This is a genomic window from Alkalibacillus haloalkaliphilus C5, from assembly GCF_000269905.1.
GTDB lineage: Bacteria > Bacillota > Bacilli > Bacillales > Alkalibacillaceae > Alkalibacillus > Alkalibacillus haloalkaliphilus_A.
Genome location: NZ_AKIF01000015.1, coordinates 11,588 through 28,729 on the forward strand (window position 1 = coordinate 11,588; position 17,142 = coordinate 28,729).

Genomic DNA, 17,142 nt, shown 5'->3' on the forward strand with positions numbered 1-17,142 from the left:
TATTCTTATATAGTATGTATAGTTGAATAATGCTAAAATACTTTTAGTGTGAAGTGTGTATTGGAATGGAAAGTTAGGAGGAACAACAATTGCGCAAAAGACTGTTATTAATTGGTTCCTTAATAGCCATGGCAACATTGTTATCAGGTTGTTTTGAAATTAATGAACCGATTACGTCAGAAAGTGAAGGAATATGGAATAGTTTCTTCGTATATCCGCTATCATTTTTAATCACATATATTGCTGAAGGAGTCTTTAATGAAGCTTTCGGTGCTGCGATTATTATCGTTACGGTTTTATTAAGAGTTCTAATATTACCTTTAAATGTTAAACAATTAAAATCGTCACAAGCGATGCAGTTAATTCAACCCGAATTAAAAGAGATTCGAGAAAAGTATTCATCTAAAGATGCACAAACACAGCAAAAATTACAACAAGAGACAATGGCGTTATTCCAACGTCACGGTGTTAATCCATTAGCAGGTTGTTTACCAATCTTAGCACAAATGCCGATCTTAATTGCATTCTATCATTCAATCGTAAGAACGGATGAGATTGCAGAACATGATTTCTTATGGTTTTCATTAGGTGAACCAAGTATCATCTTAGCGATTATCACTTTTGCTACTACATTTATTCAGCAAAAAATTATGATGGCTGGTACACCGGCGGCTGACAACCCACAAATGCAAATTATGTTATACTTGTTACCAGTAATGATTGGTGCATTTGCATTATTCTTCCCAGCAGCATTAGCGTTGTACTGGGTTGTAGGTAACTTCTTTATGATTGCTCAAACACTATTAATTCGTCGTCCAATGATGAGAGAATTTGAAAAAAATAATGGAGGAACGAACAAGTGAGAGAAATAACGGCTAGTGGTCAAACAGTAGAAGAAGCAAAGGAAAATGCTTTAAGTCAGTTGAATTTATCAGAAGATCAAGTGAATGTAGAAGTGATTGATGAAGGAAAGAAAGGTCTTCTAGGTGTCTTTGGAGCTAAGCGCGCTTACGTTAAAGTTCACGAAAAGCGTGATTTAGTCAGTGAAGGGAAGTCATACCTTCAAAACATCGCACTGGAAATGGGAGCAGAAGGTACTGATGTAACAGTTACTCAGCAAGGAAATGAAGTAACATATGAATTAATCGGTGATCGGATCGGATTACTCATCGGTAAAAGAGGTCAAACCATTAATTCACTTCAGTATTTAACTAGTTTAGTTGTGAATAAAGACCAAAACTCTTATTTTACAGTCGTTGTAGATGCTGAAGGTTACCGTGAACGAAGAAAAGAAACTTTAGAAAATCTGGCTAATAATTTAGCTAAAAAGGCTATGAGGCTAAACGAAGATGTTCAAATTGAGCCAATGCCTTCATTTGAACGGAAAATTATTCACACTGCCCTTCATGACCACAGCGAAGTTACAACGTACTCAGACGGAAAAGATCCGAATCGAAGAGTTGTGATTAAACCGAACAACTTATCGTAATACGATATTTAAAGCTAACCTTTCATAAGGTTGGCTTTTTCTTTTGGATAAAGTGTCTTAAAAAGGATTAACTTTGGTCACCCTAATAATTAGACTATAGTTTAGTAAGAGTTGAACTTAAGGCTAACATGCTTGTATTTCTTTCCTTTTGACTTATTTTGTGTTATTGTGTTTAGTTAGGAAATTGTGCTTTAAAAGGGGTGAAGGTCATGGAACAAGATACAATTGCAGCCATTTCAACACCAGTTGGAGAAGGTGCTATTGCAATCGTACGACTAACTGGAGATGAAGCAATCTCAATTACAAATCAAATATTTCCGACGAAAGATTTAAAACAAGTTGATTCCCATACAATCCATTACGGGAAAATCGTTGATCCAAAAACAGAAGACCAATTAGAAGAAGTTATGGTTTCAGTCTTGAAGGCACCGAAAACCTTCACCCGTGAAGATACGATCGAGATAAACTGTCACGGTGGAATGGTTTCCGTTAACCGTGTTCTCCAACTAGTGTTAAGACAAGGTGCTAGGTTAGCTGAACCAGGTGAGTTTACGAAAAGAGCTTTCCTAAATGGTCGTATTGATCTGTCACAAGCTGAAGCGGTTATGGATTTAATCCGTTCTAAAACAGATCGAGCGATGTCTGTTGCCTTAAAACAAATGGATGGAAGATTATCGAATTTAATTCGCGATCTTCGCCAACAATTAATCGAGACGGTTGCACACGTTGAAGTGAATATAGATTATCCAGAGTATGATGATGTTGAAGAAATGACACATGGATTATTAAGAGAACGTGCTCAAAATGTTAAAGGTGAAATTCAGTCATTACTTCGGACAGCCAAGCAAGGTAAAATCTTACGCGAAGGAATCGCTACAGCGATAATCGGAAAACCTAATGTCGGGAAATCATCTTTAATGAACGTTTTAGCTCATGAAAACAAAGCAATCGTAACTGATGTTCCAGGTACTACACGTGATGTCATAGAAGAATATGTTAATGTGCGCGGAGTACCATTAAGGTTAATCGACACTGCTGGAATTCGTGAAACTGAAGATATAGTGGAGAAGATTGGTGTCGAGCGTTCGAGGCAAGCGCTTCAAGATGCGGATTTAATCTTACTCGTTTTAAATGCCAATGAACCTTTCTCCAAAGAAGATCAAGCTCTATTTGAAGCAGCACGTGATTTAGATGTGATTGCTATTGTTAACAAAACAGATTTAAATCAAGAAATAGATATGAATGAAGTGACAAAAGCAGCCAATGGAGCTCCGATCATTACGACCTCATTAGTTGAAGAACAAGGTATAGATGAACTAGAGCAAGCTATTGCGGATACATTTTTTGATGGAGAGTTAGATCAAGGTGATTTAACTTACGTCTCTAACGTTCGTCATATTCAACTTCTAGAACAATCAGAAGATGCTTTAAATGATGCTTTAAATTCATTAGAGATGGGTATGCCATTAGACTTAATACAAATTGATATTACAAGAACTTGGGAGTTATTAGGTGAGATTATCGGAGAAGATGTACATGAATCACTGATCGATCAATTATTCTCTCAATTCTGTTTAGGTAAATAAGAAACTTAAGATAAAGGAGGTTGTCTTCATGTATGATGCAGGGCGATACGATGTCATAGTAATTGGTGCGGGCCATGCAGGTGTAGAAGCTGGTTTAGCTGCAGCTAAACGTGGAGCAAAGACGTTAATGCTCACTTTAAATTTAGATTTAATTGCTTTTATGCCGTGTAATCCATCTGTTGGTGGGCCTGCAAAAGGTGTCGTCGTTCGAGAGGTTGATGCACTAGGTGGCCAAATGGGTAAAACAATTGATCAAACGCATATACAAATGCGTCTATTAAATACAAGTAAAGGGCCAGCTGTTCGAGCTTTACGTGCACAAGCAGATAAAGTGTTGTACCAACAAGAAATGAAGCGCGTAATTGAAAAGCAAGAAAATTTAACGCTACGTCAAGGTATGGTTGAAGAATTACTAGTTGAAGATGGTGAAGTAAAAGGGGTCAAAACAGAAACTAAAGCGTGTTATTATGCAGACCAAGTCATCATCACAACAGGTACTTTTATGCGCGGAAAAGTGTTAATTGGTGATATAGAGTATGAGAGCGGTCCTAATAACCAACGACCAACGATTACGTTATCTGAACAATTAGATGAATTAGGTTTTGACTTAGTACGTTTTAAAACAGGAACTCCAATGCGAGTGAATTCTCATACAATTGATTACTCAAAAACAGAAGAGCAACCAGGTGATGAAGTACCGCGCGCTTTTTCATATGAAACGACGGAATATATTACAGACCAAATACCGTGCTGGTTAACGTATACAGGTGAAGTGACTCACCAAATCATTGATGATAATTTAAGTAAATCAGCGATGTACTCGGGTGCTGATCGCGGAACAGGCCCAAGGTATTGCCCGTCAATTGAAGATAAAATTGTTCGTTTCAATGATAAGCCACGTCACCAAGTATTTTTAGAACCAGAAGGGCGAAACACGGATGAGATTTACGTTCAAGGACTATCTACATCATTACCAGAGTACGTCCAAAAACAAATGCTTGAAACAGTACCAGGTTTAGAAAATGCTGAAATTATGCGAGCCGGATATGCAATTGAATATGATGCTGTCGTACCTACTCAATTATGGCCAACATTAGAGACGAAGCAAATCCAAGGTTTATATACTGCTGGTCAAATTAACGGAACGAGTGGTTATGAAGAAGCAGCTGGTCAAGGGTTAATGGCAGGTATTAATGCAGCTGCAAAAGCATTAAATAAAGAGCCGTTAATTTTAGATCGTTCACAAGCTTATATAGGTGTTATGATTGATGATTTAGTAACAAAAGGAACAAATGAACCTTACCGTTTATTAACGTCACGAGCTGAGTATCGTTTACTATTACGTCACGATAATGCAGATCTTCGCTTAACTGATATTGGCTATGAAATGGAATTAATTCCAGAAGAACGTTATGCTCGTTTTAATCGTAAAAAAGAATTAATTCAACAAGAAGTAGACCGTTTAACAGGCTATCGAATTAAGCCAAACGATGAGGTTCAACAGATTATTGAAGAGATCGGCGGTTCTAAATTAAAAGATGGTATTTTAGCAATCGACCTACTACGTAGACCAGAAGTGAAATACGAAACAATTAAACGCATTACTCCACCTGAAGAAAAACTACCTCATGACGTTGAAGAGCAGGTAGAAATACAAGTGAAATATGAAGGCTATATTAAAAAATCAAATCAGCAAGTTGATAAAATGCGTAAAATGGAAAACAAAAAGATTCCAGACCATATTGACTATGATGACATTAGCGGTTTAGCTACGGAAGCTAAAGACCGGTTAAAAAAGGTACGCCCATTGTCAGTAGGTCAATCTTCTCGTATTTCAGGTGTAAACCCTGCAGACGTTTCAATTTTACTTGTCTATTTAGAACAAAGCTATAAAACGAAATCCGCTGCAAATGAATAGAGGGTGCTTATGAACGAAAAACAGTTTCAAGATGGATTAAAAGAGCATGGCATTGACTTAAACGAACAGCAGCTTAAACAATTTAATCAGTATTATGAGGTATTAGTTGAATGGAATAACAAAATGAATTTAACTGCGATTACTGATCGTGAAGAAGTTTATTTAAAACATTTTTTTGATTCTATAACAGCAGCTTTTTATTATGATTTTAGCTCTGAACATTTTTCTATTTGTGATGTTGGTGCTGGAGCGGGATTCCCATCGATCCCGCTCAAAATTGTGTATCCTAATTTAAAAGTTACCATTGTCGATTCGTTAAAGAAGCGTATTACTTTTTTAAATCATTTAGCTGATGAACTAAATTTAACTAATGTTGCTTTTTATCATGATCGAGCAGAAACCTTTGCGAAAAACAAAAAGTTTAGAGAAACTTTTGACTTAGTAATGGCTCGTGCAGTCGCTCGGACATCTGTGTTAAGCGAACTATGCTTACCTCTAGTTAAAGTAAATGGAGACTTTATTATGATGAAAGGCCCAAATATTACTGAAGAATTAGAGACCAGTAAGCTAGCTATTAAAACTTTAGGTGGTGAATTAAAAGACAACAATCGATTTAATTTGCCATTTGAGAACAGTGAGCGACATATTGTGCAAGTTGATAAAAAACGCAAAACACCTAATAAATATCCTAGAAAACCAGGCACACCAAACAAAGAACCAATCGAATAATAGTAGAAATATGTAGATATTTGCCATATTATCACGAAGGAATATCGTTAAGTTTCACTTTATATTCACTCTACTTTTGTGGTAATATAAAAATAGAGTAAGAGCGATAGAACAATGATGAACAGTAATCTTATGATTATGAATGAAATGTTTCACGTGAAACATTTCATTTTTTACATAGATTAAGAGAGTTGTAGAAGGTAGGTGCCAACTGAATGAGTTCGCTTAGTAGATTGTTTGGCAAGAATGAAACCAAATCAGATGAACAGCAAAGCAGTATTCAGGCAAATGAAGTTGTCGAATTAGAAGTAAGTAAGATTCAACCGAATCAATATCAACCTAGAACCATTTTTGATGAAGAAAAGATCTCGGAATTAGCACAAACAATCCATACACATGGCATGATTCAGCCGATTGTAGTACGTAAGTTAGAAGACCATGATGCTTATGAATTGATTGCTGGTGAACGCAGGTGGCGTGCAGTCACTTCATTAGAATGGGAGACAATCCCTGCAATCGTAAAAAACATGACGGATACGGAGACTGCTTCAGTTGCTTTAATAGAAAACTTACAACGTGAAGAGTTAACAGTTGTAGAAGAAGCTATCGCTTACGATCAACTTCTTCACACTCACGGGCTAACACAAGAAGCCCTTGCACAACGTTTAGGGAAAAGCCAGTCAACGATCGCTAATAAATTAAGGTTACTTAAACTACCAAGTGTTGTTCAACAATCGTTGTTAAATAAACAAATTACTGAAAGACATGCTAGAGCACTAATCGCATTAAAAGACGAATCCTTACAAGAAAAAGTGTTGTCTCAAATTAATGAAGAACAATTAAATGTTAAACAAACAGAAGAGCGCGTCCATCAAGTTTTAAACCCAGAAGAAAAAGAGGGCAAGAAGACTCGCAAACCGAAAATACAAGGTGTAAATAAAGATGTCCGTATCGCTCTTAACACCATTAGACAGTCATTAAATATGGTACAAGATACTGGGATGGATGTTGAGACAGAAGAAGAAGAAGTCGATGATTATTATCAAATAACGATAAAAATCCCGAAAAAATAATGGATTAAGTTATGATTTCCCATCTTTTTTTAAAAGATGGGTCTTTTTTTCTAGCATATTACATATAACAAAATTCGATTTCATGATAGAATAATAGATGTTGATAAAATTATATTGGGCAGGTGACATTATGGGAAAAGTCATTGCCATCGCAAACCAAAAAGGTGGCGTAGGAAAAACAACGACAGCAGTTAATCTGAGCGCTTGTTTAGCTAATTTAAATAATAAAGTATTACTTATTGATATAGATCCTCAAGGAAATGCCACAAGTGGAGTTGGCATAAACAAAGGGGATATGGAATCGTGTATTTATGACATATTAATTGAGGAAGAGGACGCTAAATCCGTTTGTGTCCCTTCAAAAGTCCCTAATTTAGACGCTATTCCTGCAACAATACAGTTAGCAGGGTCAGAAATTGAATTAGTACCGACTATTTCAAGAGAACTTCGTTTAAGAAAAGCTTTAGAAAGCGTTAGATATGATTACGATTATATTATTATTGATTGCCCTCCGTCTTTAGGGCTTTTAACATTGAACGCTTTAACAGCAGCAGATAGCGTTGTAATTCCTGTACAATGTGAGTATTATGCATTGGAAGGTTTAAGCCAATTGTTGAATTCCGTTAGGTTAGTCCAACGCAGATTAAACCAGAGCCTTCAAATTGAGGGTGTGTTGCTAACGATGTTTGATGCTAGAACAAATTTAGGGATTCAAGTTATTGAAGAGGTTAAAAAGTACTTTCAAGATAAGGTGTTTAATTCAGTCATCCCAAGAAATGTTCGTTTAGGAGAGGCACCAAGTCATGGTGAGCCTATTATACAGTATGATTCGAAGTCTAAAGGTGCGGAAGTATATAGCGATCTAGCGAAGGAAGTGATGGCGAATGGCCAAAGGGTTGGGTAAAGGTTTAAATACAATCTTTCAAGAAGTGGATTACTATGAGGAATCAGTGCAGGAAGTTGAGCTGAAAGACTGTCGACCAAATCCATATCAGCCGCGTAAAGTATTTGATACTGAAGCAATAGAAGAACTTAAAGATTCGATTGTTGAACACGGAGTATTACAACCAATCATTGTTCGAAAAGCAATTAAAGGTTATGAAATTGTCGTAGGAGAAAGACGTTTCCGTGCATCTAAAGAAGCTGGCTTTACGACAATTCCAGCTGTTGTAAGAGAATTATCAGAAGAACAAATGATGGAGCTAGCGCTATTAGAAAACTTGCAGCGTGAGGACTTAAGCCCGATCGAAGAAGCTGAAGCTTATGACAGATTAATTAATGAACTAAAAATTAAACAGGATGAACTAGCTAAGCGTCTAGGTAAAAGTCGTCCTCATATAGCAAACATGGTTCGTTTACTTTCTCTACCAGAAAGAGTTCGCGCAATGGTGAATAGTAAAGAGTTATCAATGGGGCATGCTCGAGCGCTATTGTCGATTAAAGATGGAGATCAACTATATTTAGTTGCAGAAAAGGTTCGAAAAGAAGGCTTAAATGTTAGGCAAACTGAAGAACTTATTACAAAGCTTAATAACAAGCCTAAGAAAAAAGCAAATACAAAAAAAGATGTTTTCATTACATCGAAGGAAAATGAGTTGCGAGAGAAACTAGGTACAGGTGTAAGTATTCAGCAAGGTAAACAAAAAGGAAAGATCGAAATAGAATATTTTGACCGTGAAGACTTAGACCGAATCATTGAATTACTTATGTATACGAAAGAATAAAATGATGTCTATCCTTATTAAAAAGGATAGACTTTTTTCATAAATGTTTCACGTGAAACATTTTATGTGTGGCGGTTATTTCTTAGAGAAGTGTGGTGGTTATGATCGAACTATTAGGCCCGATAGTTAATGGAGTAGGAATATTAGTAGGTACATTGTTTGGCCTGTTTTTTAATCGAATACCAGAGCGATTTAAAGAAACGGTTATGAGCGGGATAGGTCTGACGGTGATACTGATTGGTCTTTCGATGGGTTTTGCATCAGACCGTGTCGTTGTCATTTTGCTCAGTTTATTAACAGGTGCAGTTATAGGTGAATTATTTGACCTAGATGAAAAGTTAAACCGTCTTGGTTCATATATTGAAGTTAAATTTAAAGGAAATAGAGAAGAGTCTAATATAGCAGAAGGGTTTGTGACAGCTTCTTTAATATTCGTGATCGGAGCGATGGCTGTTGTAGGAGCATTAGACAGTGGTTTAAGAGGAGACCATGAAATATTGTTTACAAAGGCGTTAATTGATGGTTTTGTTGCGCTAGTGTTGACTACCACTTTAGGGATTGGTGTGATCTTCTCAGCGATACCAGTTGTCTTATATCAAGGGAGCATTGCTTTATTCGCTACCCAAATTGACCGTTTTGTTCCAGAGTATTTGTTAGAATTATTTATTGAAGATATGACAGCAACAGGTGGGTTATTAATTGTAGCAATTGGCCTTAACTTGCTAAAGATTACACATATTAGAGTAGCGAATTTACTTCCAAGTTTAATCACTGTTGGAATTGTATTGTACTTTTATATCCAAGTTGGCAATTGGTTTTAATAACAGGTGGAGTGTTGAGGCAGGTTAAATGGACCTGCCTTTTTTGTTTTTATTTAACCTTAAATCTAGTAAAGTAAACGACTGAGCTAACGTTTCAGCCATCTCCATAATGTCATATAACCTTGTACTTTGAAGGACTGCTAGCTGTAAGAAGCCACCTGTGTTAACAAATCCTTTAACGTTTATGTCACCTATAGTAGGTAGTTGCTTGTTGAAGGCTGCGCCTGGTTCTAGTCCACCATTACTGATTTTAAGTGTTTTAACTTGATTACTTTTACCTAAAGCTGCATCGATTGCAATAATAAAAGGGTTAGTATGTTCTGTATTAATATGTTCTATATATGAATCTAAATTTCTAGCATGAACGGGGTCTTTTAACGTTCCGTAAACTTTCAATTGGTGTATTGGTTTTGAACTTAATATGGTTCCAGTCAATGGGCCGAAGCTATCACCTGTTGAACGATCTGTCCCTATGAACAACAAAATAATCTCATGAGCATGTGATGGTAGCATTTCCTCTAGAGTGTTAGCCATTTTCCAACTTACTAGTTTCTCATCACAATCAAAAGAACTTGTCTGTTCCTCAATTAATTTAGACATAGATTAATCTCCTTAAACATACTTTTTAATAGTATATGGATAAGCCTATCTTTTTATACTTCGTACTCATTGGAGGATAAGTAATGATAAGAGGATTTCGTTGGATCGGTTTAATAATTGCTACGATGGTAGGAGCAGGATACGCATCAGGAAGAGAGATTTGGGAGTTTTTTGGTCAAGAGAGTAGTTTAGCTATATTAATCTTTACTATATTATTTATTGTTAGTTGCCATGTCGTATTAACGATTAGTTATGAGTTAAAAACGAAACATTACATGCCTTTATTAAAGTTGTTTTTAGGTGAAAGGGCGGCTAAAATATATGACTGGTGTATCTTATTGTATTTATTTACTACATTGATTGTTATGATTTCCGGAAGTGGAGCAGCAGTATCAATGTTCAACTTACCGTTTTATGCGGGTGTTTTGTTAATGGTTTTAGGGTTGTTAGTCATTATTCCAAGAGGTATGGATGGTATAATATCGATTAATCGAATCTTATTACCTGTAATGATTATTACCTTATTTTCGGTATTATTATTTTTTGTTTATCAAAAGCATGTACCTATTATTTATCAAATAGGAGAGCAGTCCAATTGGGTTGCCTCAATCCCTTTTACATCTTTAAATGTCTTGCCGTTAGTTGCCGTATTAGGCGCTATCGGAAAAGAGATTAAGAGTAAAAAAGAAATTTACGTAGCGAGTATCGGGAGTGGTTTAATATTAGGTGTTGTATCATATTTATATAATATTAGTTTAATTCACGTTGCTGATCAGTTATATTTTTACGAAATCCCGTTATTTGCGATACTTTATGGATATCCGATAGAGCTGTTTTTAATTATGGCTGGTTTATTAATATTTGCTATTTATACGACTGCTCTTACAAGCTTGTTTGGTTTAATTGCAAGAATTGAAGATATGATTAAATATAGTAAAGGGAAATTAGGATTACTTATTATAGGGATTGCATTACCATTCACTCTTGTTGGATTCTCTACATTAGTCAGTTATTTATATCCTCTATATGGTGTCATTAATCTCTATGTACTAGCAATGATTTTGTTGTATCCTATAATTAAACGAGCAGAAGCTTTTAAAATTTGATAAACTATATTTACTAACTACATAGAAGTAGGAGGTCTAAAAGTGGAGCAACAAAACTATGAATTAAATGATTACGTTCAAATGAAGAAAGAACATCCATGTGGTTCAAATGAATGGCAAATTATTCGTATGGGTGCTGACATAAGAATCAAGTGCCAAGGATGTCAGCATAGTGTTCTCGTTCCGAGGCGTAAGTTTAATAAAAGTGTGAAAAAAGTGATAAAAAATGAAGAAAATTAAATTGTTTCACGTGAAACAATTTGTAGTATTTTTAAAATGAATAAAATAAAGATAGATAATTGATAACAAAGGCCTTTTTTGCCTTTGTTTTTTTGATTTTCTTTGAACTTGTTTTTTTCTAATTTAATCACTATAATTGGTATGACTAATCTTGAATTATTATTGGGAACGGAAATTGAAGGAGTGGAGTGTTACATGTCATTAACAGCAGGTATTGTTGGTTTACCTAACGTGGGGAAATCGACGTTATTTAATGCAATTACACAAGCAGGGGCGTTATCAGCTAACTACCCTTTCGCAACGATTGACCCGAACGTAGGTATTGTAGAGGTACCTGATCATCGATTGCATAAATTAACAGAACTAGTAAAACCTCAAAAAACAGTTCCGACGTCTTTTGAGTTTACGGATATTGCGGGTATTGTTGAAGGAGCTAGTAAAGGTGAAGGGTTAGGTAACCAATTTTTATCACATATTAGACAAGTAGATGCGATCTGTCACGTTGTCCGTTGTTTTTCTGACGATGATATTACACACGTTTCGGGCCGTGTAGATCCAATTAACGATATTGAAACGATTAACTTGGAACTAATCTTAGCCGACCTAGAGACAGTGATGAAGCGCTATCCAAAAGTCGAAAAGATGGCAAAGCAAAAAGATAAAGATGCAACTTATGAATTTGAAGTGTTAGAAAAGTTAAAAGTTGCATTAGAAGCAGAAAAACCTGCTCGTTCATTAGAATTCACGAAGGAACAAATGAAATATGTAAAATCGCTACATTTATTAACGAGTAAGCCAATCTTATATGTAGCTAATGTAGGTGAAGATGAATTATTAGATGTAGATAACAATGAAAAAGTACAACAAGTAAAAGAGTTTGCAGCAAACGAAGGAGCAGGCGTTATTGTCGTTTGTGCAAAAGTTGAATCAGAAGTTGCGGAGCTTCAAGGTGAGGAGAAGCAGGAATTTCTTGATGAATTAGGCATTGAGGAGTCAGGGTTAGATCAGTTAATTAAGGCTTCATATGACATGCTTGGTTTAGCAACATATTTCACAGCAGGTGAGAAGGAAGTGCGTGCCTGGACGTTTAAGAAAGGAATGACTGCACCACAAGCGGCTGGTGTTATTCACTCTGACTTTGAAAGAGGTTTTATTCGAGCAGAGACTGTATCTTATGATGATCTAGTAAATGCAGGTTCAGAATCAGCTGCAAAAGATCAAGGTAAAGTACGCTTAGAAGGTAAAGAATATCTTGTAAAAGACGGCGATGTAATTCATTTTAGGTTTAACGTATAAAAAGGGTCTTAGATTATTGTTGTAAGTATTTAATCTTTTTGTTATAATCTTATGATGTGAGTAATTAACATATAAATTACTCCTTGCCCTTAAATAAGGGCCGCTAAGTCCAAGAGGAGGTGAAGACGGATGAATAAATATGAAATCATGTACATCATCCGCCCAGACGTTGAGGAGGAAGCTCGCAAAGAAGTTGTTGAGCGCTTCAACCAGGTTTTAACTGATCATGGTGCGGAGATCGAAAATGTAGATGAAATGGGTATGCGTCGTTTAGCTTATGAAATTAACGACTATCGTGATGGTTACTATGTAGTTGTTAACTTCGATGGCGATGCGAACGCAATCAATGAATTTGACCGCAAAGCGAAATTCACTGACGATATTATTCGTCATATGGCTATTCGTAACGATTAATAAGGAGTGTTTGATGTGTTAAATCGTGTAGTATTAGTTGGTAGGTTAACGAAAGACCCTGAACTACGTTATACACCCAACGGAGTAGCAGTTGCCAATTTTACAATTGCCGTCAATAGACCTTTTTCTAACCAACAAGGTGAGCGCGAAGCAGACTTTATTAACTGTGTGATCTGGAGACGACCAGCTGAAAACTTAGCCAATTATATGGGTAAAGGTAGTATGATCGGCGTTGACGGTCGCATTCAAACAAGAAGCTTCGAAGGTCAAGATGGTAAGCGTGTCTTTATGACAGAAGTGGTTGCTGATAGCGTACAATTTCTTGAGTCAAGAAACTCCAATCAAGGTGGACAACCAGGCCGCACATCAAACCAATCACAACAAACAAATCAAAATGCAAACCAAAGTGGATTCCAACCACAACAGGATACTAAGCCGAAAAGTGAGAATCCATTCGAAGATAGTGGTGAACCAGTCGACTTATCGGATGATGATTTACCATTTTAATAGTTTATAAAGGGAGGTTTTGACCTATGGCACGTCGTGGACGTAAGCGTCGTAAGGTTTGTTATTTCAAAGCAAATAACATTACGCATATCGACTATAAAGACATTGATCTTCTAAAACGTTTCATTTCTGAGCGTGGTAAAATTTTACCTCGTCGTGTAACTGGAACGTCTGCAAAGTATCAACGTAAATTAACAGTTGCAATTAAGCGCGCTAGACAAATGGCTCTATTGCCATATGTGAGCGGCGAATAATATAAAAATGGTGTTGTAAATCTGATATTTACAACACCATTTTCTTTATATTTAAGTGTATAATGATACATAAGTTAATGGGTCAATGGATTCGATTCACATAAAACACGATGATTTGGTAATAGTTTATTTTTACATATTACTTATAAAATTGATAAAATAGTAATGAACATGAAGTAGAGGTGCAAGCAATGGAGGACCGAAATATAGTTAAACAAGGTGCAATAGCTGGTGCTGTTTTTATATTACTTATGATCGCAACGTTCTTTGTACCAATTATTAGCCTTGTTTCAATCTTTTTATTACCAATCCCACTCATTGTGTTTGGTAGCAGGTTTGGGTTTAAACCTGTAGCAATATTGTTTTTAATCGTTAGTTTGATCAGTATTTTATTACTTTCAATTTATTCTTTACCAATTGTGTTTGTTATGGGCTTAGGAGGCTTAGCAATTGGAGCTGCTATTTATAGTAAAAAAGATGCTTATGAAACTTGGGCACAAGGAACGTTTAGTTTTGCTATAGGGATGGCTGTAGTTTATGCTATTACTCAATTTATGTTTGACATTAATTGGGTACATGAATTAAATGCTCTAATCGAAGAGTCTCTTGAGTCAACTGTTGCTTTTGCTGAGCAAGTTGGGACTCCTATTACTCAAGAAGAGTATGAAGCATTACAGCAAAGTTTAAGTGAACTGACGTACTTAATACCAACAGGCATGGTATTGATTGGTTTAGCTTTAGCTTTTATTTCACAGTGGATAAGTTATAAATTCATTAATCGGTCTGGTGGTGCTAGATTAAAGTTCCCACCTTTTAAAGATTTTAAATTACCTACATCAATTATTTGGATCTTTTTATTAGGCATTATTTTAACTTGGGTTTATACAGATCCAGCTGAAACAATGTATTTAGCTGCTGCGAACTTGTATGCACTACCTGGGCTATTATTAGTCATACAAGGGTTATCTTTTGTTTTTTTCTATACACATTACAAGAGTTGGTCTAAAGCGATTCCGATCTTTACAGTTATTTTATTTGTTTTATTTCCGTTCCTTCTGATTTATCCATTAAGAATTTTAGGTATAATTGACTTAGGGTTCCGTTTAAGGGAACGTCTTAACGGAAGTAAATAATCGGAGAGCATGTCTGTTTTTAGGGAGATGACGTTAGAATGAATGATGTTAAAAGCTTGATCGTCAATAAAAATATTTGGTTGCTATATATCTTAGCAGGCATTTTAACGTTAATTGTAATTTATTATCAGTGGATGATTGGATTGTTCTTATCCATTGTTCTTGGTCTTATTATATTTTTAGGGTTAAAAACAGAGGACCGATTAAGGAAAAAAACAGAACAATATATTTCTACACTATCTTATCGAGTCAAAAAGGTAGGAGAAGAGGCTCTGTTAGAGATGCCTTTTGGTATTATATTGTTTAATGATGAGTACCAAATCGAATGGGCGAATCCTTATATGAATGACTTTCAAGGGCAGGATGAAACGTTAATTGGTGACAATTTATCAACCTTATCAGAAGATATCATCTCTGCAATTAAAGATGACGAGGAAGAATTTTGGGTTAATATTGACGAGAAAGTTTATCAAATTGTTGTTAAACGCGAAGAGAAGTTATTATACTTTTTTGACCGTACAACTTACTCAGATTTAGAAACAAAGTATCATAATGAAGAAACAATTCTTTCTATTATATATTTAGATAACTATGAAGAATTAACACAAGCAATGGATGATACGTCTAAAAGTCATATGAACTCACAAGTCACTTCTATTTTAAATAATTGGTCAAGTGACTATGGCTTTTATTTAAAGCGTACTTCACAAGAACGATTTATCGCTGTTATGAACCGAGAAATATTAGAACAATTAGAAGCTACTAAGTTTGAAATATTAGATGAAGTAAGAGAGTTAATTTCAGATCAAAATGTACACTTACTTTAAGTATCGGAATTGGCCGTGGTGCCTCAAGTTTACCTGAACTAGGTGAGATGGCACAGTCTAGTCTCGATCTAGCGTTAGGTCGCGGTGGTGACCAAGTAGCCATTAAAAATGAACATGGAAAAGTGAAATTCTTCGGTGGTAAGACAAATCCAATGGAGAAAAGGACGCGTGTCCGTGCTAGAGTAATTTCTCATGCATTACGCGAGTTAGTTAATGAAAGTGAAAAAGTCATCATTATGGGGCACCAAATGCCTGATATGGATTCAATTGGCTCGTCTGTAGGAATTCTTAAAATGGTTCAACAAAACAATAAAGATGGTTTTATTGTTTTCGACCCAGATGGTGTTAACACAGGTGTTCAAAAGTTAATGGATGAAATTGATGAAGATGAGTCATTAGCGGATTGGTTTATTACACCTGAACAATCGTTAGATATTGTATCGAAGAACACGTTAGTAGTAGTTGTTGATACACACAAACCGTCAATGGTGATGGAAGAAAAATTATTAAGCCGAACAGAACATGTTGTCGTAATTGACCACCATAGAAGAGCTGAGGAGTTCATTGAAGATCCAACATTAGTCTATATGGAGCCATATGCCTCTTCGACTGCTGAACTTGTTACAGAGCTTCTACAATATCAAGATGGTCGTGTTAAATTATCGACGCTTGAATCATCTGCCTTATTAGCAGGGATTATTGTTGATACGAAATCATTTACGTTAAGAACTGGTTCAAGAACGTTTGATGCGGCTTCTTATTTACGCTCTAAAGGTGCCGATACAGTCTTTGTTCAAAAGTTACTAAAAGAAGATTTAGATGTTTATATTAAAAGAAGTGAATTAATTAAAAACGCAACAGTTTATAAAGAAGGTGTTGCAATTGCTAAAGGAAACTCAGGCGAAAATTATGGTCCAATTATTATTGCGCAAGCCGCTGACACATTATTAACAATGGATGGCGTTCAAGCATCATTTGTTATATCTGAACGAAAAGACGAACGAGTTGGTGTAAGTGCGAGGTCATTAGGTGACATTAATGTGCAAGTCATCATGGAAAAGATGAACGGTGGCGGTCATTTAACGAATGCTGCTACTCAGCTTGAAGATACAACGATTGAACAAGTAGAAGAGCAGTTACGCGAAATTATTGACGAATATTTACAAGGGGGAGAACCATCATGAAAGTAATTTTTACTAGTGACGTTAAAGGTAAAGGTAAAAAAGGCGAAGTGAAAGATGTAAATGAAGGTTACGCTCGTAACTATTTATTCAAGCACAACTTAGCCGTCGAAGCGAGTAAAGGTAATTTAAAGCAATTAGAAGGACAGCAGAAGAAACAGCAAGAAAAAGAACAACAAGAATTAGATGAAGCAAAACAGCTTAAAGAAACAATCGAAAGTCTAACAGTAGAGCTAACAGCAAA

Annotated in this window: 18 protein-coding genes and 1 pseudogene; 18 read left to right on the plus strand and 1 reads right to left on the minus strand. The window is 35.8% G+C overall.

Going from position 1 to position 17,142, the window contains the following annotated elements; translation table 11 throughout:
• The first annotated feature begins 89 nt into the window (after nt 1–89).
• The 9 genes from spoIIIJ to A194_RS0103020 all read left to right on the plus strand — a co-directional run bounded on the left by spoIIIJ (nt 90) and on the right by A194_RS0103020 (nt 9,340).
• Nucleotides 90–863 carry a YidC family membrane integrase SpoIIIJ gene (spoIIIJ, locus tag A194_RS0102980; RefSeq protein WP_017185405.1) on the plus strand — a complete coding sequence of 258 codons (774 nt, stop codon included), beginning with the start codon at nt 90–92 and terminating at the stop codon, nt 861–863.
• Entirely contained in the window at nt 860–1,489 is a 630-nt protein-coding gene (gene jag / locus A194_RS0102985; protein ID WP_017185406.1) for an RNA-binding cell elongation regulator Jag/EloR, read from the plus strand. Before spoIIIJ ends, jag begins: the two co-directional genes overlap by 4 nt.
• A gap of 209 nt (nt 1,490–1,698) precedes the next feature.
• On the plus strand, nt 1,699–3,075 hold the full coding sequence (gene mnmE / locus A194_RS0102990) for a tRNA uridine-5-carboxymethylaminomethyl(34) synthesis GTPase MnmE (protein WP_017185407.1): 1,377 nt from the start codon (nt 1,699–1,701) through the stop codon (nt 3,073–3,075).
• Between the two features lie 28 nt (nt 3,076–3,103).
• A complete protein-coding gene (gene mnmG / locus A194_RS0102995; RefSeq protein ID WP_017185408.1) occupies nt 3,104–4,993 on the plus strand; it encodes a tRNA uridine-5-carboxymethylaminomethyl(34) synthesis enzyme MnmG in 1,890 nt (629 codons plus the stop codon).
• Nucleotides 4,994–5,002: 9 nt separating this feature from the next.
• Nucleotides 5,003–5,722: a 16S rRNA (guanine(527)-N(7))-methyltransferase RsmG gene (rsmG, locus tag A194_RS0103000; protein ID WP_017185409.1), complete on the plus strand. Its 720-nt coding sequence runs from the start codon at nt 5,003–5,005 to the stop codon at nt 5,720–5,722.
• Nucleotides 5,723–5,937: 215 nt separating this feature from the next.
• Nucleotides 5,938–6,795: a nucleoid occlusion protein gene (gene noc, locus A194_RS0103005; RefSeq protein ID WP_017185410.1), complete on the plus strand. Its 858-nt coding sequence runs from the start codon at nt 5,938–5,940 to the stop codon at nt 6,793–6,795.
• Nucleotides 6,796–6,925: 130 nt separating this feature from the next.
• On the plus strand, nt 6,926–7,699 hold the full coding sequence (locus tag A194_RS0103010; protein WP_017185411.1) for a ParA family protein: 774 nt from the start codon (nt 6,926–6,928) through the stop codon (nt 7,697–7,699).
• Nucleotides 7,680–8,519, plus strand: coding sequence for a ParB/RepB/Spo0J family partition protein (locus A194_RS0103015; RefSeq protein ID WP_017185412.1), 840 nt, complete (start codon nt 7,680–7,682; stop codon nt 8,517–8,519). Before A194_RS0103010 ends, A194_RS0103015 begins: the two co-directional genes overlap by 20 nt.
• 104 nt (nt 8,520–8,623) lie before the next feature.
• Nucleotides 8,624–9,340, plus strand: a complete 717-nt coding sequence (locus A194_RS0103020) for a DUF554 domain-containing protein (RefSeq protein ID WP_029424956.1) — start codon at nt 8,624–8,626, stop codon at nt 9,338–9,340.
• 24 nt (nt 9,341–9,364) lie between these two features.
• Here the strand turns inward: A194_RS0103020 and yyaC are convergent, their stop codons facing one another.
• Complete coding sequence (gene yyaC / locus A194_RS0103025; RefSeq protein WP_017185414.1) at nt 9,365–9,940, minus strand: spore protease YyaC; 576 nt, start codon at nt 9,938–9,940, stop codon at nt 9,365–9,367.
• A gap of 83 nt (nt 9,941–10,023) precedes the next feature.
• Between yyaC and A194_RS0103030 the strand changes: the two genes are divergently transcribed.
• The 9 genes and pseudogenes from A194_RS0103030 to rplI all read left to right on the plus strand — a co-directional run.
• On the plus strand, nt 10,024–11,046 hold the full coding sequence (locus tag A194_RS0103030; protein ID WP_017185415.1) for a YkvI family membrane protein: 1,023 nt from the start codon (nt 10,024–10,026) through the stop codon (nt 11,044–11,046).
• Nucleotides 11,047–11,088: 42 nt separating this feature from the next.
• On the plus strand, nt 11,089–11,286 hold the full coding sequence (locus A194_RS0103035; RefSeq protein WP_017185416.1) for a DUF951 domain-containing protein: 198 nt from the start codon (nt 11,089–11,091) through the stop codon (nt 11,284–11,286).
• Between the two features lie 195 nt (nt 11,287–11,481).
• A complete protein-coding gene (gene ychF, locus A194_RS0103040; protein WP_017185417.1) occupies nt 11,482–12,582 on the plus strand; it encodes a redox-regulated ATPase YchF in 1,101 nt (366 codons plus the stop codon).
• A gap of 129 nt (nt 12,583–12,711) precedes the next feature.
• A complete protein-coding gene (gene rpsF, locus A194_RS0103045) occupies nt 12,712–12,996 on the plus strand; it encodes a 30S ribosomal protein S6 (RefSeq protein WP_017185418.1) in 285 nt (94 codons plus the stop codon).
• Between the two features lie 15 nt (nt 12,997–13,011).
• Complete coding sequence (gene ssb, locus A194_RS0103050; RefSeq protein WP_017185419.1) at nt 13,012–13,503, plus strand: single-stranded DNA-binding protein; 492 nt, start codon at nt 13,012–13,014, stop codon at nt 13,501–13,503.
• A gap of 26 nt (nt 13,504–13,529) precedes the next feature.
• Nucleotides 13,530–13,757 (plus strand): 30S ribosomal protein S18, encoded by a 228-nt coding sequence (gene rpsR / locus A194_RS0103055; protein WP_017185420.1) that lies wholly within the window; start codon nt 13,530–13,532, stop codon nt 13,755–13,757.
• Nucleotides 13,758–13,948: 191 nt separating this feature from the next.
• A complete protein-coding gene (locus tag A194_RS0103060) occupies nt 13,949–14,890 on the plus strand; it encodes a YybS family protein (protein WP_017185421.1) in 942 nt (313 codons plus the stop codon).
• A 38-nt stretch (nt 14,891–14,928) separates the two neighbouring features.
• Nucleotides 14,929–16,901: pseudogene (locus A194_RS17050) on the plus strand (DHH family phosphoesterase).
• On the plus strand, nt 16,898–17,142 hold a 245-nt coding region (gene rplI, locus A194_RS0103070), incomplete at its 3' end, for a 50S ribosomal protein L9 (RefSeq protein WP_017185422.1). The pseudogene A194_RS17050 and the gene rplI, both read left to right, overlap by 4 nt.